General features: G+C 68.6%; 19 protein-coding genes. 14 read left to right on the forward strand and 5 right to left on the reverse strand.

Annotated features, from left to right (window positions below; all coding sequences use genetic code 11):
- Window positions 1-202 precede the first annotated feature (202 nt).
- Window positions 203-1,141, forward strand: a complete 939-nt coding sequence (locus ACFY2Z_RS32405; RefSeq protein WP_390747688.1) for an Ig-like domain-containing protein — start codon at window positions 203-205, stop codon at window positions 1,139-1,141.
- Window positions 1,142-2,006: 865 nt separating this feature from the next.
- Window positions 2,007-2,408, forward strand: coding sequence for a hypothetical protein (locus ACFY2Z_RS32410; protein ID WP_390747624.1), 402 nt, complete (start codon window positions 2,007-2,009; stop codon window positions 2,406-2,408).
- A 79-nt stretch (window positions 2,409-2,487) separates the two neighbouring features.
- Here ACFY2Z_RS32410 and ACFY2Z_RS32415 read toward each other — a convergent pair whose 3' ends face one another.
- On the reverse strand, window positions 2,488-3,276 hold the full coding sequence (locus ACFY2Z_RS32415; protein ID WP_390747625.1) for an SDR family oxidoreductase: 789 nt from the start codon (window positions 3,274-3,276) through the stop codon (window positions 2,488-2,490).
- A gap of 991 nt (window positions 3,277-4,267) precedes the next feature.
- On the opposite strand from ACFY2Z_RS32415, the gene ACFY2Z_RS32420 reads away from it, so the two are divergent.
- From ACFY2Z_RS32420 to ACFY2Z_RS32445, 6 genes are all read left to right on the forward strand, one after another.
- The gene (locus ACFY2Z_RS32420; protein WP_390747626.1) at window positions 4,268-4,930 is read left to right on the forward strand and encodes a hydrolase; all 663 of its coding nucleotides are present in this window, start codon (window positions 4,268-4,270) and stop codon (window positions 4,928-4,930) included.
- 262 nt (window positions 4,931-5,192) lie between these two features.
- The gene (locus tag ACFY2Z_RS32425; protein ID WP_390747627.1) at window positions 5,193-5,879 is read left to right on the forward strand and encodes a YoaK family protein; all 687 of its coding nucleotides are present in this window, start codon (window positions 5,193-5,195) and stop codon (window positions 5,877-5,879) included.
- A 101-nt stretch (window positions 5,880-5,980) separates the two neighbouring features.
- On the forward strand, window positions 5,981-7,921 hold the full coding sequence (locus ACFY2Z_RS32430; RefSeq protein ID WP_390747628.1) for an amidohydrolase: 1,941 nt from the start codon (window positions 5,981-5,983) through the stop codon (window positions 7,919-7,921).
- Between the two features lie 52 nt (window positions 7,922-7,973).
- Window positions 7,974-8,468, forward strand: a complete 495-nt coding sequence (locus ACFY2Z_RS32435) for a DoxX family protein (protein WP_390747629.1) — start codon at window positions 7,974-7,976, stop codon at window positions 8,466-8,468.
- 169 nt (window positions 8,469-8,637) lie between these two features.
- Window positions 8,638-8,982, forward strand: a complete 345-nt coding sequence (locus ACFY2Z_RS32440; protein WP_390747630.1) for a trypco2 family protein — start codon at window positions 8,638-8,640, stop codon at window positions 8,980-8,982.
- 14 nt (window positions 8,983-8,996) lie between these two features.
- The gene (locus ACFY2Z_RS32445) at window positions 8,997-12,371 is read left to right on the forward strand and encodes an NACHT domain-containing protein (RefSeq protein WP_390747631.1); all 3,375 of its coding nucleotides are present in this window, start codon (window positions 8,997-8,999) and stop codon (window positions 12,369-12,371) included.
- A gap of 94 nt (window positions 12,372-12,465) precedes the next feature.
- Here ACFY2Z_RS32445 and ACFY2Z_RS32450 read toward each other — a convergent pair whose 3' ends face one another.
- Entirely contained in the window at window positions 12,466-13,392 is a 927-nt protein-coding gene (locus ACFY2Z_RS32450) for an aldo/keto reductase (RefSeq protein ID WP_390747632.1), read from the reverse strand.
- 881 nt (window positions 13,393-14,273) lie between these two features.
- Here ACFY2Z_RS32450 and ACFY2Z_RS32455 point away from each other — a divergent pair.
- Window positions 14,274-14,639 carry a hypothetical protein gene (locus ACFY2Z_RS32455; protein WP_390747633.1) on the forward strand — a complete coding sequence of 122 codons (366 nt, stop codon included), beginning with the start codon at window positions 14,274-14,276 and terminating at the stop codon, window positions 14,637-14,639.
- Between the two features lie 385 nt (window positions 14,640-15,024).
- Here ACFY2Z_RS32455 and ACFY2Z_RS32460 read toward each other — a convergent pair whose 3' ends face one another.
- Window positions 15,025-15,633: a TetR/AcrR family transcriptional regulator gene (locus tag ACFY2Z_RS32460; RefSeq protein WP_390747634.1), complete on the reverse strand. Its 609-nt coding sequence runs from the start codon at window positions 15,631-15,633 to the stop codon at window positions 15,025-15,027.
- Window positions 15,634-15,679: 46 nt separating this feature from the next.
- Between ACFY2Z_RS32460 and ACFY2Z_RS32465 the strand changes: the two genes are divergently transcribed.
- Complete coding sequence (locus ACFY2Z_RS32465) at window positions 15,680-16,159, forward strand: SRPBCC family protein (protein ID WP_390747635.1); 480 nt, start codon at window positions 15,680-15,682, stop codon at window positions 16,157-16,159.
- A gap of 342 nt (window positions 16,160-16,501) precedes the next feature.
- On the opposite strand, the gene ACFY2Z_RS32470 is transcribed toward ACFY2Z_RS32465, so the two are convergent.
- Window positions 16,502-17,491, reverse strand: coding sequence for a magnesium and cobalt transport protein CorA (locus ACFY2Z_RS32470; RefSeq protein WP_390747636.1), 990 nt, complete (start codon window positions 17,489-17,491; stop codon window positions 16,502-16,504).
- Window positions 17,492-17,656: 165 nt separating this feature from the next.
- On the opposite strand from ACFY2Z_RS32470, the gene ACFY2Z_RS32475 reads away from it, so the two are divergent.
- Entirely contained in the window at window positions 17,657-17,851 is a 195-nt protein-coding gene (locus ACFY2Z_RS32475; RefSeq protein ID WP_390747637.1) for a hypothetical protein, read from the forward strand.
- A gap of 431 nt (window positions 17,852-18,282) precedes the next feature.
- Here the strand turns inward: ACFY2Z_RS32475 and ACFY2Z_RS32480 are convergent, their stop codons facing one another.
- The gene (locus tag ACFY2Z_RS32480; RefSeq protein WP_390747689.1) at window positions 18,283-18,438 is read right to left on the reverse strand and encodes a DUF6131 family protein; all 156 of its coding nucleotides are present in this window, start codon (window positions 18,436-18,438) and stop codon (window positions 18,283-18,285) included.
- Window positions 18,439-18,691: 253 nt separating this feature from the next.
- Here ACFY2Z_RS32480 and ACFY2Z_RS32485 point away from each other — a divergent pair, with 253 nt between their 5' ends.
- The 3 genes from ACFY2Z_RS32485 to ACFY2Z_RS32495 are packed head-to-tail and all read left to right on the forward strand — an operon-like array spanning window position 18,692 to window position 19,914.
- The gene (locus ACFY2Z_RS32485; protein WP_390747638.1) at window positions 18,692-19,138 is read left to right on the forward strand and encodes a phage holin family protein; all 447 of its coding nucleotides are present in this window, start codon (window positions 18,692-18,694) and stop codon (window positions 19,136-19,138) included.
- Window positions 19,135-19,617, forward strand: coding sequence for a DUF3618 domain-containing protein (locus ACFY2Z_RS32490; protein ID WP_390747639.1), 483 nt, complete (start codon window positions 19,135-19,137; stop codon window positions 19,615-19,617). The genes ACFY2Z_RS32485 and ACFY2Z_RS32490 overlap by 4 nt, the downstream gene beginning before the upstream one ends.
- Before the next feature lie 39 nt (window positions 19,618-19,656).
- Window positions 19,657-19,914, forward strand: coding sequence for a hypothetical protein (locus ACFY2Z_RS32495; RefSeq protein ID WP_390747640.1), 258 nt, complete (start codon window positions 19,657-19,659; stop codon window positions 19,912-19,914).
- Window positions 19,915-19,934 lie beyond the last annotated feature (20 nt).

A 19,934-nucleotide genomic window follows, 5' to 3' on the forward strand; every position in this document is an offset into this window, starting at 1 on the left:
CGGCGATGTCGCGCCCCTCATGGTTCCCCGACCCAGGATGCGCACAAAGTTTTGAGACATGCTTTACGCGGCGCACGCAACTGCTGACCCGTTCTCTCTGTCTGACAGAAAGTCGGGCCCGCCAGGGCCGAACAGCGAGAGAGCGGGGTAGGTCGTGGGACGGCGCCAGGGCGGCATAGGGATCGCACTCGTCACGGCTGCGATGCTGGTGGGCGCTAGTGCCTGCGGCGGGGGCGGCAGTGACAAGGCGAGCGGGAACGACGCAAAGGCGTCGGGCAAGCCGAGTGCGAGCGCCTCTCCCTCACCGACGAAGCCCGCGGGCCCGCCGATGCTTCTGGACACGATCACCCCGCAGACGGGCACCACGGTCGGCGTGGCCATGCCGATCTCGGTGATCTTCACGAACCCTGTGGCGGCAAAGGCACGGGCCACGGTGGAGAAGCACATGAAGGTGAGCGCCTCGCAGCCGGTGGCCGGCGCCTGGCACTGGTTCGGTGACCAGCGCGCCGACTGGCGCCCGAAGTCGTACTGGCCCTCCGGCACGAAGGTGAAGATCGACGCCGACATGAACGGTGTCAGCAACGGCAACGGACGCTACGGCGTGCGCAGCTACACGCACACCTTCACGATCGGCGACGACGTGCGCGCGGACGTCTCGGTGACCGGCCACACCATGAAGGTGACCCGGAACGGCACGGTGGTGCGCACCCTGTCGATCAATGCGGGCAGCGCCCAGTATCCGACGTGGAACGGCACGATGGCCGTCATCGACAAGCAGGAGAAGGTCCACATGACCTCCTGCAGCGTTGGCATCAGCTGCGACAAGGGCAGCCCCAACTTCTATGACCTGACGCTGCCCTGGGACATCCACCTGACCCAGTCCGGCACCTACGTGCACTACTCGACCGGCGACCCCAATCCGGGCAGCGGTAGCGCCCGCGGCTCGCACGGCTGTGTCCACCTGTCCATGTCGGACGCCAAGTGGTTCTACGGCCAGGTCAAGCAGGGCGACCCCGTCACCATCACCGGCTCGCCCCGTGCCAAGGCCCCGGCCGACAACGGCTACGCCGACTTCAACCTGGGATGGGACCAGTGGCTCGCGGGCAGCGCGTCCGGGGAGGGGACGACCGCGACGCTGTGACGCGCCGCGGTGCGGACGCCAGTCAGCGCTCGACGATGTCGACGACGAGGCCACCGTCGCTCTCGCCCTACGGGCTGATCTGAAACGGCCGGCCCTCCGACACGCCCCACTGGCCGGCCCTCCGTCACGCCCCACTCGTCCGACCGCTGGTCGAGGTCGGCGAACAGGACGCTGATCGCCCGCGTGAGCGCCGTCGCCTCGCGGTGCCACGCCTGCTCCCGGCGAGTGAAGTGCACCCGCCAACCCGTGAGGCTCTCCATGAATGGACAGCCTCACGGGATCACCGCGATCTTCCCTGGCGGCTGGCCCCGGCGCGCTCTTCGGTTTTCGTCACACAATTCCGACAGCCGCCAGGAGCACCATGGTTGCGCTTCCGCCCGCTGTGCGGCCCCGTCACGGGGCGGACGGTGAACTTCCCGTCGGGCAGTTTGTGCGGACAGCCGCGGTCGGCCGGCTTCGTCAGCTTCCCGCGCAGCGGCTCCAGCCTGCCCCGCATCCCGGTGCGCGATGCCCACCTCACCGATCCCGCACGGCGTCTGGAACACCGCCCTCGTACTCCGCTCCGGCACGGCGCGCTCGAGCGGTGCGTCGGCCGAGAGCTTGCCGAGCGGCCCAGCAACTTGGAGAGGTGAGCGTTCAGTTCGGGATCCCCCGCAGCAAGGGTGGCGTCGTCGAGGACGGCGTGGGTCCGGTCTCCCGACAGCCCGGACACCGATGCAATGCGACCACAGTCCTCATGAAGATCAATGACGGCGCCGGCCAGGGACCGTCCCGGGAGCAGCCCGGAAAAGGACGCGCGATATCATGACACGTTTTCAGAACCAGCGGTCCGATCGGCGCACTCTCTCCCTCGGCAGGAGGCACCGTGCAACGCAAGGTTGAAGCGGTCCGGAATGATGACACCTCGGAATGGGGCTGGTTCCTGGCCTGGCTCGCGGTGGGGGCGTGTCTGGCCCTCGGACTGGCCGCGCTGCTCTCGGTGGGCGTGCTCCTGATCGCCCCGGGCGCCGTGGCGGCGGCGTACCTGCTCCGGAAGGGACACACGAACGCCCTCGTCGGAAGCATCGCGGGCGTTGCGCTGCCCCTTTTCTACCTCGCCTATACCAACCGGGGTGGCCCTGGCGACGTGTGTCACGCCACGGCAAGCGGAAGCACGTGCACCGAAGAGTACGCGCCGGTGCCGTTTCTGATCGCCGGCGCCCTCCTGTTCGTCGGCGGCTTCCTGACCTTCCTCATACTCGATCACCGGCGCAAGGAATCCAGGTGACTCCACGGGACGTGGAAAGTTCGCGGCACGGCTGGACCTGGCAGTCGGCGCGGTCCTCACCTCTCACTCCGCCCTGTCCTCAAGCTGAGGTTGGAGACACCTCATTGGCGCCGCCGAGCGCGATCTCGCGTGGCCTGTCAGGGGCCTGCTCGAAGTAGAACGACTTGATGAAAGAGTCCCGCGGCTGACCGAGGGCGAAGAACACGCACTCCGCCACGGAGTGGGCCGTCAGCATGTGACCGGAGCCGCGCGGAGTGTTCTCCCACTGCGAGGACAGCGGATCCGGGTTGCAGAGGTCCGGCGGGTACAGCGCGATGACCCGCACTCCTTGGGGTCGCAGCCGCTTGGAGAGGATTTCGGCGAAACCGGCCTGCGCGCTCTTCGCGGCGTAGAAGGCGGCATGCGCGTCGGAGCGCTGATGGCCCGGTAGCCCGGCGGCGGAGATCATGTTCACCACGTCCGGCCTTTCGGATGCGAGCAGCGGCGGCAAGAAGCGCTTCACCATGAGGACCGTGCCGGTGGCTCCGGCGGCGATGGTGTCGATCACGTCATCGTCACTGGCGGAGAGCAGATCCGGCCCCTCCAGCCAGCGTGCGCCGTTGTTGACGAGCACATCCACCCGATCGGTGCGCTCTGCCACTTCGCCGGCGAACTGCCGGATCGAGGCGGCGTCCGTCAGGTCGCACGCGAAGGCATGCACGTGTTCGTGACCGTGGTCACGAATCTCGCCTGCCACACGTCGCGCCGCCTTCAGACTTCGGGCGGACATGAAGACGTCGGCACCGCGCTGGGCGAAACGAATGGCGAGAGTCCGGCCGAAGTCGCGGGAAGCACCGGTTATGACGACACTTTGCTGTTCATAGCTCATGTAATTGCCTGTTGCCTTGCCTCCGGAATTGCCTTGCTGCCTTACGATCACTGCCCTACCTGACGCAGGGCGCGTTCAGTTGGCGCGGTCCATCCCGGCATCACCGGATCGTCACCGCCCCTGGCCTCGACCTGACCGTCGGCGGGGCCGAACAGCCAACCGAGCACGGCATACGGCAGAAGCGGGACGAGGACCGGCCATGGGGATCGTCTCGCCGCCGCTGCGGTACAGCAGTACGGCCAGGGCGATCGCCGCACCCGCGAGTGCGGTTCCGGAACGCAGGCTCATCGGGGGTCGCTCCTTGATCGAGGTTTGCATTCGTCCCTAGGACGAGACGGCGCCCCCTGTCGTGACATCCCCCATGCAGGAGCCGGGCCCACTCAGGACCTGCCGTCGACGACATCCGTCACACGCTGATCCGCATCCGTGTCATCGCCGCGGCGCACGAGTCGGTGGGGCGCCGACCGATCTCCGTGATCATTGCTGGGGGCCGGCTTCAGTCACCCGACGGAAGGCGTCCCCGCACGTGGGGGACGGCATAGGCGTTCGGTGAGACTGATCAGCGCGTGGCGCAGTTCCCTGCCCAGCAGGCAGAGCCGGCGGCCGAACTGCCCGTCCCGTAGGCGTACAGGCGGAAGAGAGCGACGACCCGTACGTCCAGCCGTCGACGAAGGTGTCCGGCTCCTGAATGCCCCCTCTGGTGCGGATCGACCACCCGCCCGCCCTCCCTCCCTCCCTCCGGGCAGAGTGACACAGATCCCATGTAGTTCATCATTCAACCTCTTGTCTGGAAGTGATTTCCCTGGGAGATTCATCTTCGTGAGAGCCCCCCTCGGGGGACGGACCACAGCCCCGGCGTGAAAACCCGAAGGAGACCGCGATGCCGGCATCCAAGAACCGACTGCAGCGCCTGCTGGCACGTTTCAGCCGGCCCGCGGCCAAGCACGCCAGGCGCGCATCCCTGTCTGGACCAGAAGAAGAGGAACCCATCATGTTCAGCGCTGCCAATGTCCACGCCGCCCCCAGCCCGGACCTGCTCACGCCCGACAACTCGGTGATGCTGTTCGTCGACCACCAGCCGCAGATGTTCTTCGGCACCGGCAGCGGCGACCGCACCGCGATCATCAACGCCACCGTGGGCCTGGCCAAGGCCGCCAAGGCGTTCAACGTCCCCGTCGTCCTGACCACCGTGGCCGCCGAGTCCTTCTCCGGCCCGATCCTGCCCCAGCTCGCCGAGGTCTTCCCCGGCCAGGAGATCATCGACCGCACAACGATGAACGCTTGGGAGGACGACGCGGTCGTCGAGGCCATCAAGGCCACCGGCCGTAGGAAGATCATCATCTCGGGCCTGTGGACCGAGGTCTGCATCGTGCTCCCCGTCCTGTCCGCCCTCGGCCAGGGCTACGAGGTCTACGTCGTCGCCGACGCCTCCGGCGGCGTCACCCCCCAGGCCCACGAGCACGCCCTCCAGCGCATGGTCAACGCCGGCGCCGTCCCGGTGACCTGGATCCAGGTCCTGCTCGAACTCCAGCGCGACTGGGCCCGCACCGAGACCTACCTGCCCGTCATGGACATCGTCAAGGAACACGGCGGCGCCTACGGCCTCGGCGTCGTCTACGCCCAGTCCGTCATCGGCGCCCACGCCGCAGGCTGACCGCCCTTCGGCCCGCTGGCCCGAGGGCGCCCCGCCCCGGGCCGGCGCCGGCCCGCCGCCTTGGACCTCGACATGCACAGCGTTCGACGGATTCAGCGGCAAGGACGCCAACCACCGCGGGTGGGCGCGGAACTACGCCTGAACGACGATCCTTTGGACGCCCGGTCCAGGAGACACTGCCGCGTTCAAGACCGACCGCGGCGGCCGAGGTCTCCCGTCGGGCAGTGGGACCGAGCACGGACCGTAACCCAAGGAAACGACAGTGACTACCCATCATCCGTCGGCTCAGCGAGCACCGGGCGGCCGTGAGCCGCTGCTGCCGGCCCTCATGACGGTGACGGCAGTGAGCGGCCTCATCGACGCCATCAGCTATCTGGGGCTGGGGCATGTCTTCACCGCGAACATGACCGGCAACGTGGTCATCATCGGCTTCGCCGCCGCCGGCGTCCCCGGCTTCTCGGTGGTCGGTTCGCTGGTGTCGCTGGCTGCCTTCCTCCTCGGCGCGCTGGTGGCCGGACGTCTGGAGACCGTGATGCGCCGTCGCCCCGCGCCGCGTTGGCTGCGCCTGACCCTGGTCCTTGAAACGGTCCTGCTCGCCACGGCCACCGCCGTCGCCTTCACCCCGAGCCACACGGTCGATGTGCTCATCGCCCTGATCGCCCTGGCCATGGGCCTGCGCAACGGGACGGTACGCAAGCTCGCCGTGCCCGATGTGACCACGACGGTGCTGACACTCACGCTGACCGGACTGGCATCCGACTCGAGGCCGGCCGGCGGCACCAATCCACGTGCCGGCCGTCGCCTGGCCTCGGTGCTGGGGATGCTGGCGGGCGCCTTCGGAGGTGCGCTGCTCGTGCGGCACACGGGGCTCGGCTGGCCGCTGCTGGTCGGCACGATCGGTACCGCTGCCGCCGTCCTCACGGTGCCGCGCCGCTCGTCCTCCAGCTGACTCAAAGCCCCGGCAACTGCCCGGCGTCACCGCGGACCGGCGACACCCTCCTCTCCCCTCGCACAGCATCTGAGACCCCCCACCTTCTGGAGATGATTTCCATGGCCACAATGCCTGTGGCTGGCCTTCCGGTCACCGCCGAGAACGCCCCCGAGGCCACGGTGCGCAATGTGCACCTGGGCATCGAGTACCCCGCGGCCCACATCGCGGACGTCGTGGTGCGCAATGCCAAGATCCACACCGGTGACCCGCGTCGTCCGCAGGCGAGCGCGGTCGCGATCAAGGACGGCAAGGTCACGGTGGTCGGCGACGACGCCGACATCCTGCACCTGATCGGCACGAAGACCCGGGTCGTCGACGCACTGGGCCGCCGGGTCATCCCCGGTCTGAACGACTCCCACCTGCACGTGATCCGCGGCGGCCTGAACTACGTCCTGGAACTGCGCTGGGACGGCGTCCCGACCTTGCGGCAGGGCCTGGCCATGCTCCGCGAGCAGGCCGCCCGCACCCCCAAGGGCCAGTGGGTCCGCGTCGTCGGCGGCTTCTCCGCCGACCAGTTCGCCGAGAAACGCCTGCCGACCGTCTCCGAACTCAACGCCGCAGCCCCCGACACTCCCGTGTTCGTACTGAACCTCTACCAGTCGGCCATCATGAACCGGGCCGCGGTCCAGGCGGCCGGCTTCACCAAGGACACCCCCGACCCTCGCGGCGGGCAGATCGTCCGCGGCCACGGCGGTGAACCCACCGGCATGCTGCTGGCCGCCCCCGGCGCCCTGATCCTCTACTCGACGCTGGCCAAGGCCCCCACCCTGCAGGGCAACGACCTCAAGCTCTCCACCCGCCACTACCTGCGCGAGCTCAACCGCTTCGGCCTGACCTCCGCCATCGACGCGGCCGGCGGCTTCCAGAACTTCCCCGACAACTACGGCACCGTCATCGACCTGGCCCAGGAAGGCCGGCTGTCGCTGCGCATCGCCTACCACCTCTTCCCGCAGACCGGCGGGCAGGAGATCGACGACCTCAAGCGCTGGATCGAGATGGTCCGCCCCGGCGACGGCGACGAATGGCTGCGCCTCAACGGCGCGGGCGAGAACCTGACCTGGGCCGCCGCCGACTTCGAGAACTTCGCCCAGCCACGGCCCGAACTCGGCGCGTACGAAGACGAGTTCGAGCAGGCCGTACGGCTGCTGATGGAGAACGGCTGGGGCTTCCGCCTGCACGCCACCTACGACGAGACCATCCGCCGCGACCTCGCCGTGTTCGAGAAACTCGCCGCCGAAGGCCTCTTCCCCGCCGGCAACCGCTGGCTGTTCGACCACGCCGAGACCGTCTCCCGCGACAGCCTCGACCGCATCGCCGCACTCGGCGGCGCCCTGTCGGTACAGAACCGCATGTCCTTCCAGGGCGAGGCATTCGTACGCCGCTACGGCCCCGGAGCCGCCGCCGAGGCACCGCCGATCCGCGCCATGCTGGACCGCGGTCTGACCGTCGGCGCCGGCACCGACGCCACCCGGGTCTCCTCCTACAACCCCTGGGTAGCACTGCACTGGCTGGTCGCCGGCCGCACCGTCGGCGACCTGACGATCTACCCGCCCGAGAACCGCGTCAGCCGCCAAACCGCCCTGGAGATGTACACGCAGGCCGGCGCCAAGCTCACCGGCGAACAGGACGTCAAGGGCATCCTCGCCCCCGGCTACTACGGCGACCTGGCCATCCTCTCCGACGACTTCTTCACGGTCCCGGAACAGGACATCCCGCACATCGAATCGCTGCTCACCGTCGTCGGCGGCCGGATCGTGTACGCCGTCGGCGAGTACGAGGGCCTGGACGAGCCGATCCCGACGGTCAGTCCCGCCTGGAGCCCGGTGGCGCACTTCGGCGGCTATCAGGCCACCGTCAAACCCAGCATCTCGGGCGCACGACAGGCGGAACTGCTCGGCCAGGCGGTCGCCGAGTCCGAGCAGCACCGGCAGTGGCGCGCCGCCCGCGGCTTCGCCCCCGAAACCGCTCCCGAGATCTTCGACGCCTGCTTCGTGCTGTGACGCACGGAGACTCACCACTCCTTAACCACCTACCCCCGCATGAGGAAGTGTGATGAACACCGGATTGCTCATCCTGAGGCTGGCCGTGGGCCTGCTGTTCGCCGGGCATGGGATCCAGAAGGTCAGCCACCGCCTCGGCGGCCACGGGATAGAGGGCGGAGCGGCGGAGTTCCGAGCGGACGGGTTCCGCGGCGGTCGGCTCACCGCGGCCGCCGCGGGCCTCGGGCAGATCGCCGCGGGCCTGCTGCTGTGCGCGGGAGCGCTCACCCCCTTGGCGGCCACCATCGCAGCCGGAGTCATGACGGTCGCGGCCACGGTGAAGTGGCGCAACGGACTGTGGGTGCAGCACGACGGCTACGAGTACCCGCTCGTCCTGCTGCTCGTGCCCGCCGCGCTGACGCTCACCGGCCCGGGCCGCTGGTCGGCCGACCAGGCCCTCGGACTCCTGCCCTGGGCACCGTGGTGGGCAGCCGCCGCCACCGGCCTCGGCATCTCCAGCGGACTGCTGACCCGCGCCCTGCTGGGACGACCGGGCCTTCACCACTGACTGATCGGGAACCTTCGACCTCGGCCGAGACCTCGCCGATGTGGTGTTGCGCTTACTCGCTGCATCCCGGCACCGGATGCCGATGAAACGCCTGGCGCAGGAGACAGCCCCTTGACGCCAGCGCCCGAACTCATGGCGCGGGCAGGTCCGTTGGCATAGCGTTGACCAGGTGAGTGACGACATCACTGGGATCGACGGGATCGAGCTGGCGGACGCCGTCCAGGCCGTACGCGATGAGCTGCTCACCGCCGCAGCGCGCGGAACCGGCGCTGAACTCTCCTTTGAGGTGGGGGACATCCATCTGGAGTTCACGGTCGAACTGCGCCGTGACGTGCGTGTGAAGTCCGGTGTGCGCGCGTGGGTGATCTCTGCCGACGCCGATGCCGGCCGGTCCGAGGCGCACACCCACAGGGTCGACTTCACGCTCCGGCCCAAGAACGCGCGTACGGGGGGTGGCTGGGAGGTCGGCAACGACGCCCCGGCGGACACCTCGGCCTTCGGCCGCACCGAGTAGGCGGGTGACGCGCCGTGTCCGGTCCGCGCAAGGAGCGCATCGCCGCCGTTCTCGGCGCCTCTCGCCAGGGCAGCGGATATCTTCTCGGCCCACGGCTGGTCCTCACCGCAGCCCATGTCGTCGTGGGCGGCGACAGCGTTCAGGCCATCGTTCCCGAGGGCCGCGGACGGATCCCGTGCCGACCGGTTTGGGACGGAACCCACGAGAACTGCGATGTGGCACTACTGCTGGCCGCCGAGGACCTGGTCGCGCCCGAGACCGCCGCTGACTGGGGGCCGGTCCGCTGGGGACAGACCAGTGATCTGAAACCGCGCCCCAACTGCCAGGCGATCGGTTTCCCCGCTGTTCAACGCAGTGGGACAGGGCAGCTCGACAGCGAGCAGCTGGTCGGGACGCTCAAGCCGGGGTCGAGCATGGTGCGTGGAGGGTACGTGGTCGACCTCGTCCATACGCCGCCGGCACCCCGGCGGGACGGCGGCTCCCCATGGGCGGGGATGTCCGGGGCAGCTCTCTTCGACGGAGAGCTGCTGGTGGGTGTGGTGACCACCGACCCCGACGGCTGGCAGCACGGTCGCCTCACGGCCGTCCCGGCAACCGCGATCCACATCGTCGCGGGCTTCTACGACGCGTACCTCGAACACCTCGGAGAGCTTCCCACCTTGGAAGACGCGGGCCGGAGCCGCGCACCACGCGCCGGCTTCGAATCCGACTACCGTTCGTACGTGGAGCGGAACTACGGCGAACTCCGCATCTTCGGGCTCGACTTCAGCAGGAGTGACCATGCGCAATGGCCGCTCGACACCGCCTACCTGAGCCTGGAGCTGTCCCACCAGAGCAGCCAGGACCGCGCAGACCTCCTGGAAACCGTCCCCAGGCTTGACGTGCCCAGCGGCCGTCAGCGCGTCGAGTCCGCCCTGTCCGGAAAGCGCCGGGTGCTGCTGCGTGGTCTGGCCGGCTCCGGGAAGACCACCCTCATCCAGTGGCTGGCCATCACCGCGGCCCGGGACGACTTCAGCTATCGGCTCGGTCATCTCGATGACTGCGTGCCCTTTGTGCTGCCGCTGCGCACACTGATCAGGCAAGGGGCTCTGCCCAGTCCCAGCAATTTCCTGGCCGCCACCGGTACTCCGCTCAGCCCGCCGCCCGACTGGGCGGAGGAGGTGATGCGCTCGGGCCGTGCGCTGCTTCTCATCGACGGTGTGGATGAGATCCCCGAACGTGACCGGGAACGAACCCAGGAATGGCTCACCGGGCTGTTTGCCGCTTATCCCGACTGCAACTGCGTCATCACCACCCGCCCCACCGCCGTGAGCGAGGGCTGGCTGACGCGCCGGGACTTCACCGAGCTGAATCTGCTGCCCATGAACCAGCAGGACGTCGAGGCATTCGTAGGGCGCTGGCACCAGGCCGCCTTCGGAGAGAGCGCCGAGGCCGCGCCGGAGCGTGACCTGTACAGAGAGCGCCTGCTGGACACCCTGCGACGTAAGAGAGACCTGGCACGTCTCGCCACCAATCCGCTGATGTGCGCGATGATCTGCGCGCTGCACCGCGATCGCCGTACCTATCTACCTGAGAGCCGGATGGAGTTGTACGGCGCGGCGCTCACCATGCTGCTTGTCCGCCGCGACAAGGAACGCGACGTGGGCGCACCCGAGGGCTTCGACATTCCGGAGGACGCTCAGCGGCAGCTCCTCCAGGAGCTCGCCTGGTGGCTGATCCGCAACGGCCAGACCGAGGCGGAACAGGACAAGGTGGTCAGGCTGATCGAGCGGCTGCTGCCCGCAATGCCCGGTGTGGCCCCGCCGGACCGGGCACGGGATGTCCTACGTCACCTCCTGCGCCGCAGCGGTCTGCTGCGTGAACCCACCCCGCAGACCGTCGATTTCGTCCACCGCACGTTCCAGGACTATCTCGGAGCGAAGGCGGCGGTCGAGGCCCAGGACCTCCCGCAGATCGCGGAGCATGCCGCCGACCCGCAGTGGGAGGACGTGGTCCGGATGGCCGTGGGGCACGGCCGCCCCGAGGAACGCGCCACGCTGATCGGCAGCCTGCTGGAGCGGGGAGACGCCGCGCCGGACGACGAGATCCGTACCCGACTGCACCTGCTTGCCGCCGCCAGCCTGGAACACGCCACCATGCTGGCGCCGGCGGTGCGACGCGAGGCGGAGGAACGAGCGGCCCTGCTGCTCCCGCCCCGGGACTCCGAGGCGGCGGAGAAGCTGGCCGGCGCGGGGCCGGTCGTGCTCGATCTCCTGCCGGGGCCGGACCACCTGGACGACAGGGAGGCGGCGGCCACGGTGGAGACGGCCGCCCGAATCGGCGGCGAGCATGCCTTCCAGATCCTGCGGCAGTTCCGAGACCACCCCGATGCCCTTGTGCGGAAAAAGGTGGTTGACGCCTGGAGTTCATTCGACGACCAGCGGTTCGTCGACGAGATCCTGTCCGAGATGGAACTGACCGGTGTGCACCTCACCGTGAGCACGGATTCCCAGCTGTCCGCCCTCGACCGGATCGGTCGAGTAATGGCACTGGAGATCAACGGCTCCTTCCCGGAGGACCTCATGATGCCCGGGCTGCTCGCCACCGAGCCCACCGAGCTGCGACTGGTGAGCAATGACTCCTTCCGCGATCTCCGCTTTCTCGCCGGTTGCGCGCCACGCCTGCGCTCGCTGAGACTCCAGGACTGCGGCAGCCTGAAGGACTACTCACACATCCCCGACGCCGACATTGAGCATCTGCAACTGGAGAAGATGCCGGTGGGGCCGGACATGAGTCCCCTCGCCCAACTGCGGGGACTGACGTCGATCGCCATCAACAGCCGCCAACCCTGGGGGAGGCTGACGAACCTGCCCCTGCCGTCACATCTGCGGACCCTCACCTTGGGGCCGTCAACTCTGAGCGCACCGGTCCTGGACGGCATTGAACGCTGGCCACGGCTCGCGAGACTTCATCTGGCCGCTGATGTCCGTACCCCCTTTGCCACAGCCGAGCTGAGAAAACTGGTGGCGCTGCCCGAACTCGTCGACCTTGATATAGTTCTCACCCAACTGTCCGGTCTCGTGGAACTTCACCTGCCACGGCTTCCGCAGATCCGGTCTCTGCGCCTGACGGCGGAAGTGCAGAACCGCATCGATTTCGGCGAACTGCGGGATGTCCTTCCCAACCTCACGACGCTGAGTGCCCAGCTGGAGCACCGCTCTTCCATGACGCTGGAAGCAGATGTGTCGGCTCTGCGGGCCGTCCCCCACTCTTCTGTCACGATCAACTCCTCCGGGAGCGTCCGTCTGACCGGAGAGCAGGAACTGCGGGGCGAGAGTCGAGTGCGGGTTCACAGCAGAATGACTCCGGTCGCAAAGAAGTCCCGCTTCCGCCTCTGGAAGTCCCTCTGACCCTGCACCGCGTCTGCGTCCCCATCACGCGACGACTCTCAGAGCCGGCTCGTTTCCTGCCTACTTGGTCTCGCGTTCAAGACAGTTGGGAACCTCATCGAGCATCGGTGGCAGGGGCCTCGGCGGAGCCCTCACCCGGCTGGTCGAGACTTGCCAGCTCCCCCTCGGTCAGGCGCAGGGCTCCCGCGGCGACGTTCTCTGTGAGGTGTGCCGGGTTCGTGGTGCCGGGGATGGCCAGCACGTGCGGTCCACGGTGGAGAGTCCAGGCGAGCCGAATCTGGGCCGGCGTCGCATTGTGGGCACGAGCGACAGCGTGGACGCGCGCGTCGCCCTCATCGCTTGCTGCCGCCTCGCGCCGCAGGCCGGAGACGGCGAAGTACGGGACGAAGGCGATGCCCTGTTCACGGCACAGATCCACCAGCCCGCTCTCATCGGCGCGGCGCCAGTCCAGGCCGTAGGAGTTCTGCACGCAGACCACGGGCGCGATCGTCAGGGCCTCGGTCACGTGCTCTGGGCGGACGTTGGAGAGCCCGAGGTGGCGGATCAGGCCCGCCTGGCGCAACTCGACAAGGGCGCCGAAGTGCTCGGTGATCGAGGCCGTACCGGGATCGCGGCGCAGATTCACCACGTCCAGGTGGTCCCGACCGAGCTGGCGCAGGTTCTCCTCGACCTGGCCGCGCAGCTGGTCGGGGCGAGCCATGGTGAGCCAATCGCCGGAGGGACCGCGCGCCGGGCCGACCTTGGTCACAACGACCACGTCGCCGTACCAGGATGAGAGGGCGCGGTGGATGAGCTCGTTCGCGGACCGCAGTGGCGAGAAGTAGAAGGCGGCTGTGTCGACGTGGTTGACACCCTGCTCGAAAGCGCTGTGCAGCAGGCCGACGGCGGCATCGCGGTCGATCGGTGTGCCGTCGGAGTTGCCCATCATGCCGTTGCCCGTCAGCCGCATGGCGCCGTAGCCGATGCGATTCACCTCCAGGTCTCCGAGCTTCCAGGTCCCTGCCGCCGCCGCTGCGCTCACCGTGCTCCTTCGCCCGTCGACTCGTCAGGTTCTGGAGTATGGGCCCGTCATCGCGTGCTGCGACAGGTCTACGGGCTGGACGAAACGTCACACTTCTTTCGGGAACTGACCGTCAGCGCACAGCCGTTAGATCTGTCGAGAGAGAGCCGATCACGACGAAATACCAGACCTTGCACCGAGGCTGCCGTCATGGCGATTCGTGAGATCGCGCAGGAGTACGGCCTGGAGGGTCACGCGGGCCGGTCCGAATCGGGCGTCCGCCGGGCATGCCTCGCCGGGGCGGATGCGAGTGGTGACATGCACAGCCAGGGAGACCGTCGTCAACGTCTCGAAGGCCCGGAGTTGAGGAGCTTCGTCGCACCCGCCTGATCCCGCCATCACTGTGAGGGTGCGATCGTCGACGCTCACGGTGACTGGCCCTGTGATCGGCTCGTTCCTCGTGCTCACTTCGCCTTCTGAGCATCCGGCCAGCACGAACAGGCTGAGCAGGGTCACTGGTACGGCGCCGCGACGAAGCGTCTGCGACTTCACAGGAGTATCACGTGCGTGCCTTCCGAATGGTTGTACATGCTGCCATTCCAGTTCTGTAAAGGTCATGGCCGGGTGAGCAACGCGGGGTTGAAGTGTGCACTCCACAGCAGGCAGCCGTGCTGGTGGCGACACGGGACGGCGAGGGTTCATGCGAGACCGCGGCGTCCCGGGCCTGGCGGCCACGGACCACACGGTCGAAGCCGCCGACCGCGGATCGTCACTTGTTCACTGGAACGGGACTCGATCTGCGGCACGCCGGAAGGCGTGTATGAGGCCTCCATGACAAGATGAAGGTGCCTCGGATGGGCCCTTATGCTGATCCGCGGCAGCACAGGGGGGAGGGAAAACTGGTGAACTGGATCTGGTGGGTCCTCATCGTCTTCTGGACGGGTGGCTTCGCGTGGGCAGCCGACAACGTCCGCACCGCACTGCGCAATCGGCATGAGCGCAAGTTGCAGTTGCTGGAGGCGGCGAAACAGGAACGTCTGGCCGTCGCGGCAGCGCACAAGCCTCCGGAGCCCGTGTGCGGATGCACGCACCATCTCGCCAAGCACGACAAGCAGGGCCGGTGCCACGAACGCGTCGAGGTGCCAACGGCCTGGGACGAGAACAAGAAGCCCCTGCGCTACGAGGCCGGCCAGTGCAACTGCCAGCAGTACGTGGGACCGCAACCTCTGTCACAGGTATTCGCGGAGGACCTGACGGACCTCGCCTGACAGGACGGCGAGGCCGCTCCGTACGTGACACCGGGGGACGGCATATCGCATGTCCCAAGCAGGGTCCCGACGGCCGCCATCGCTTCGTACGGTGGCCCCGTGGGCAGGGACAGGGCGCCGACGAAGGAAGGGCCCCCGTGTGGACCAGCGCAACCGCTGTGGTGACCAGCCGGGTGGCTGTGGCCGGAACGCTCCTGGGAGGCGTCTCGCAGTGGCGCGCGACGGCCCAAATCGAGCGAGCGGCACAGTTGCGTCAAGGGCAGCGGTAGGCGTTCAGCACAATTGCCTACGCACTTGCTTCCTGCTGCGCGGGATCGGATCCGACCACGGCTAGGTTCCAGCGTGCGTCGTCGGGCCTGGCCACTTGGCCTGATCAGCGACTCCGTCACGCCGAGCCGTAGTACAGCCGGAGGAACTCCTCCATCGCCGCGTCGACGCCGGCGCGGTCACCGGTGGCGAGCAGGTCCAGCAGCAGACCGCGGACGGTGGCGAGTCCCAGCCTGGCGCGGTTGTGGGCCGTGGCAGGGTCCGCCCCCGCAGCGACCTCAGCGGCCGCGAGCGGTTCCAGCCAGTCCGCCACGAGCCCTTCGAGAATCGGGACGGCCTCGGCGCGGCCCCGCAGCGCATGCCCGCAGATCTCGAAGAAGAGCCGTTCCTGACCGGCCAGTCGAGGGTCCGCCAGCTGCTGCCACAGCCGCCGCGCGACGTCGGCGGGTGAGAGACCGGGCTCCGTGCGGAGCCGGGACAGCAGGCCGCGCTGACGTCGCTCCGATGTCCGGACGATCTCGACGAGCAACTGCTCCTTGGAACCGAAGTAGTGGAGCAGCATGCGGTGGCTGACGCCGATCGCGGAGCCCAGGCGACGCAGGCTCAGGTCCACGATGCCGTGTGCCGCGACGTGATCGACGGCCGCGTCGACCAGTTGTGCGCGCCGGTCCCCGTCCGTGACGTGCCCGGCCTCGCCCTCGAGATGCGAGTCGTCCCTATGCGTCACGTCGCGAGTGTACCAATTGGTACACGCCCCATGTACCGTGTGGTACATGCGCTCTGTCACCGTGTCGATCGATGTTCCGTACACGCCCGAGCAGGTCTACGAGTTCCTCGATGTCATGGCTCACCACGAGGGGTTCACCAACCACTACCTGACCGACTGGCGCTACAGCGGCCCCAGCCACGGCATAGGATCGCGCGCCACGGTCACCGCCACGCTGGGTGGCGTGAAGACCGACGTCGCCATCGAGGTCGTCGAGGCCGACGCCCCGCGGCGCATCGTCGAACGCAACGTCAGCGCGGCGGGCCGGCGTCAGGCCAACGGCACGTACACCATCGAGCCGCTGCCAAGCGGCGGGAGCCAGGTCTCGTTCACGTACGCGTGGGTGCGGGCCCCTCTCGCCGACCGCCTGCTGGCACCCGTCGTCCGGGCCACGATGCAGCGCGCCAACCGCGCCGTCATGCGACGACTGGCCACCGAGTTGGCTCGTCACGTGTCCGCTGCCGGAGCGCCGCCGTCGTCGGCATGAGTGACGCTGCGGCTCGTGAACTGGGTCGGCACTTCCGCCAGGACGCGGTTTTCGCATGGCCCTTCGACGCCTGGCGTCTGCTGTCGTGCACCAGCACCAGCACCAGCACCAGCCGGCCAACGCCCAGGCGATCCAGGCTGCCGGCGCCGCCCTGCCTGCCTGCACGGCCAGGTCCCGCTCCCGGCCCGGCCCCGCACACGCCCGCTGCACAGTCTGCCAGGCAGCTTGCACCTGGCGCCGCACCCTTTGCACCGCCGCTCGTAATCCCTGCATGGCAGTGCGGGTGCCACCGCTTCCTACCGCCCAGCCGGTCAGCTCGGGGGCATAGGAGACCGTTCGCATTCACAGCCAGCCATTGCGGCGGAAGGCCCGGTACAGCAGTCCCGCCCCCAGGGCCATCACGGCGAGCGCGCCCGGGTAGCCGTAGCGCCAGCTCAGTTCGGGCATGTGGGAGAAGTTCATGCCGTAGATCCCGGCGACCATGGTGGGGATGGCGAAGATGGCCGCCCACGCGCTGATGCGGCGCATGTCGTCGTTCTGCCAGGTACCCACCTTCGCGAGATGGGCGTCGAGAACGGAACCGAGCAGATCGTCCAGAGCGCGAACTTCGGTGTCGGTGCGGGCGAGGTGGTCGGCGACGTCACGGAAGTACGGAGCGACCTGCCGCGGCCAGCCATCCCGCGCGGTGGTGAGAGGCTGCATGACCGGGACCAGAGGCTGGATGGCGTCGCGGAACTCCACCACCTCACGTTTGAGCGAGTAGATCTGCTCGGTCAGGTCGTCGCGGGCTGGTGAGAAGACGCACTGTTCCAGCTCGGTCAGGTCCGTCCGTACTTGGGCGGCGGCCCGGGCGTAGGCGTCGACGATCACATCGGTCACCGCGTGCAGGACGCTGACCGGCCCCAGCTGTGCCATGTGCGGCTGCTCCGCGAGTCGGCGCGCAGCTTCCTTGGTGGGATCGTTCACCCCGTGCCGTACGGTCAGCGCGAAGGACGGGCCGAGGAAGATCATCACTTCGCCGGTTTCCACATCCGCGGTCTGCTCGACGAACCACAGTGTCCTCACCGCGAGTGCGAGCACGTCGCCGTAGCGCTCCTGCTTCGGTCGCTGGTGGGCCTGGACCGCGTCCTCGATGGCCAGAGGATGCAGCTCGAGATACTCCCCCAGCCGCTGCAACTCCTCCTGGTGGGGTTCGGCCACACGGATCCAGGCGAACTCATGCGGTTTCAGGACAGCCAGACGGTCCAGGGTGACCTGGCATCCCCCGTCCGTCTGCCCACAGTCGATGTGCTCGCACTCACCCGTCTGCTCCTGGTAGATCACACACTCCATGCTTTTCCGGATGCTTCAGGCACCGCATTCCATGCTTCCTGGAGTGCAAAGGCCCGCCCACGTGCGCTGCCCGCGCCCGGTGGTCACGAGACCTTCACACGACACGACTGCCGGCCAGGACCGGGGGAACCCGGCCAGGTGTTGCCGGCCGGAGGGATCTGCACTATGATCGCCGTCGCTGTGTTGCTGCTGCCTTTGCTGGGCCTGCTGCTCTACGGAATGGACCGCATCGAGGACCGACTGCGGGGCAGCCCGCGGGGGGCGCGCCACGCCCGGCGCCGTCATCTGCGTCTGGTCCACAGCACGAGCCGGCCGCATGGTCCGGCTGATCGCTCCTCGCGGCACCTCGACGCGGCCTGATGACGTCGGCAGGACGGCTGACCACCAAGCTGTCCGCCCCGAGAGGCGCCCGCACACACTGCGCGACCTCGGTGGCGTAGGCGGGAACTTGAAGGTTACCCGCCGGACATGGCGAGGCCGCGTCTTCCAGGGCGGAATAGGTACCCCGGCGGCGACGAGGCCCTGGCACCCGAGGTGCCGCCGCCCGAGGAGGTCGGGCCCGGGCCCGACGTGGAGCGTCGGGCAACGGACGTGCCGACGAAGTTGCCCAAGCGGGCTGGGGTGCCGTGTTGACGGGTGCCCTGCGGGAGGGGTCTGCGCCTGGGCGAGGTGTGACCCGCCGCCCGATGTCTTGAGGTATCAGTGGCGTGCTCGATCTCGTAGGCGGCCGGACGCAGCGCATGGCTGGGTGCGGCTGCGCACGCAGGACAGCGCAGGGCCGCGGTGGCAGATCACCAGTAGTGTCGGTGGCCGGCGACTGCGTGCCCCAGAGAGCCCATGATCCACAGAACCGCGCCGATGGCCGCGAGAACGATCCCGATCGTCCACAGGATCGATATCCCGAAGACGAATCCGACGACAAGCAGGATGATGCCGAGGAGGAACATGATCGCCTCCTGCTGGAGTAGTACTGCTTTCACTATGGACCGCACCGCCCGTCGAGGGAAGTGCGGGCGTCTGCCACCCCGGCGCGGGGGCCTGACCGTGGGCGTATGCGGCAGCCGTCCCGCTCGGAACCCTCCGTGCTGAAAGCGGGCCGCAGCGCCTGCCGTGAACGCGCCCGTTCGGGGTACTCGGGCGCCCGTCGGACGGTCGGGCACAGGACGCAGCCCGGCTTGCAGAAACTCGGACGAACGGGAGGTGACCGCCGTGTCGGGCAGGCAGCAGCACTCTGCCGGATCCGATCACAGCGCGGACCGCTCCGGTCAGAAGCCGGTGAGCGAGTTGATGCAGCGGGCCTCGCAGCAGCTGACGGAGCTGGTACGAGGTGAGCTGAAGCCGGCGCAGGCGGAGATGGCGCAGAAGGGCAAGCGCTACGGCATGGGCGGTGGCCTGTTCGGCGGCGCCGGCGTCGTCGGCTTACTGATGCTGCAGGCGCTGGTCGCCACCCCGATCGCCGCGTCGGCGGTCCCGTTGCCGGTGCGGGCCGCGGCGCTGATCGTCACGGCAGTGCTGGGTGTGCCAGCCGCGGTGCTGGTCATGGGTGGGAAGCAGCAGGTCGACCAAGCCGCGCCACTCGCACCCGAGCATACGTTCGAGAACATGAAGGCCGACGTGGCCGAGATCAAGGAGAGTGCGCACCGATGACCCAGCCGCCCCACGACGAGCCCACCGCCTCCAGCCCCGAGGAACTGCGCAAGCAGATCGAACACACCCGGACCGAGCTGGGGCAGACAGTCGAGGCGCCGGCGGCCAAGACCGACGTCAAGGCGCGCGCCCAGCAGAAGGCCGCCGAGGTCAGGGAACAGACTGTGGCGAAGGCCGATGAGCTGAAGGAGCAAGCCGCCCTCAAGGCCGGGGAACTGAGGGCGAAGACCACCGATCTGGCACACCAGGCACAGGACAGGCTGCCCGACCCGGTCAAGGACAAAGCGGCCCAGGCCGCCGGGCTGGCCCGGGCCAAGGCGGCCCGGGCCGGTCAGGTATGGCAGGAGAAGGCGCCGGAGCCGGTGCGGCGGAAAGCAACCCAGGGGGCCCAACTGGCCCGTGCCCACCGCGAACTGTTGCTGGCGGCAGCGGGGGCGACCGTCCTGGTGTGGCTGGCCCGGCGACGCCGGAAGGAGTGAGGCCAGTGAACCCGTCCCGCACGAAGGACCCTCACCGCCATGTCTGATCAGCATGCGGCTGCCGCACTGACAGCCGCAGCAGTCATCGCCACGATCCTGATCGCCCGCGCAGCGGTCCTCCACCAGGGCTGCCGAGGACACGTCGCCCGTGCTGCCCACTCTCCACGCCGTCGCATCACATCCAGCGCCGACAAGGCCGTACTCCCGGACGCCTCCTCCGCCGCCGTGCGCGAGGCTGAACAGCACGTCCAGCGCTGCTGGCAGCAGCTTCAGACACGAGCGGACCCACCCGAGTGACCCGCTCGCGGGCGTGGTCG

This window comes from Streptomyces sp. NPDC001222 (assembly GCF_042896945.1).
GTDB classification, from domain to species: domain Bacteria; phylum Actinomycetota; class Actinomycetes; order Streptomycetales; family Streptomycetaceae; genus Streptomyces; species Streptomyces gibsoniae.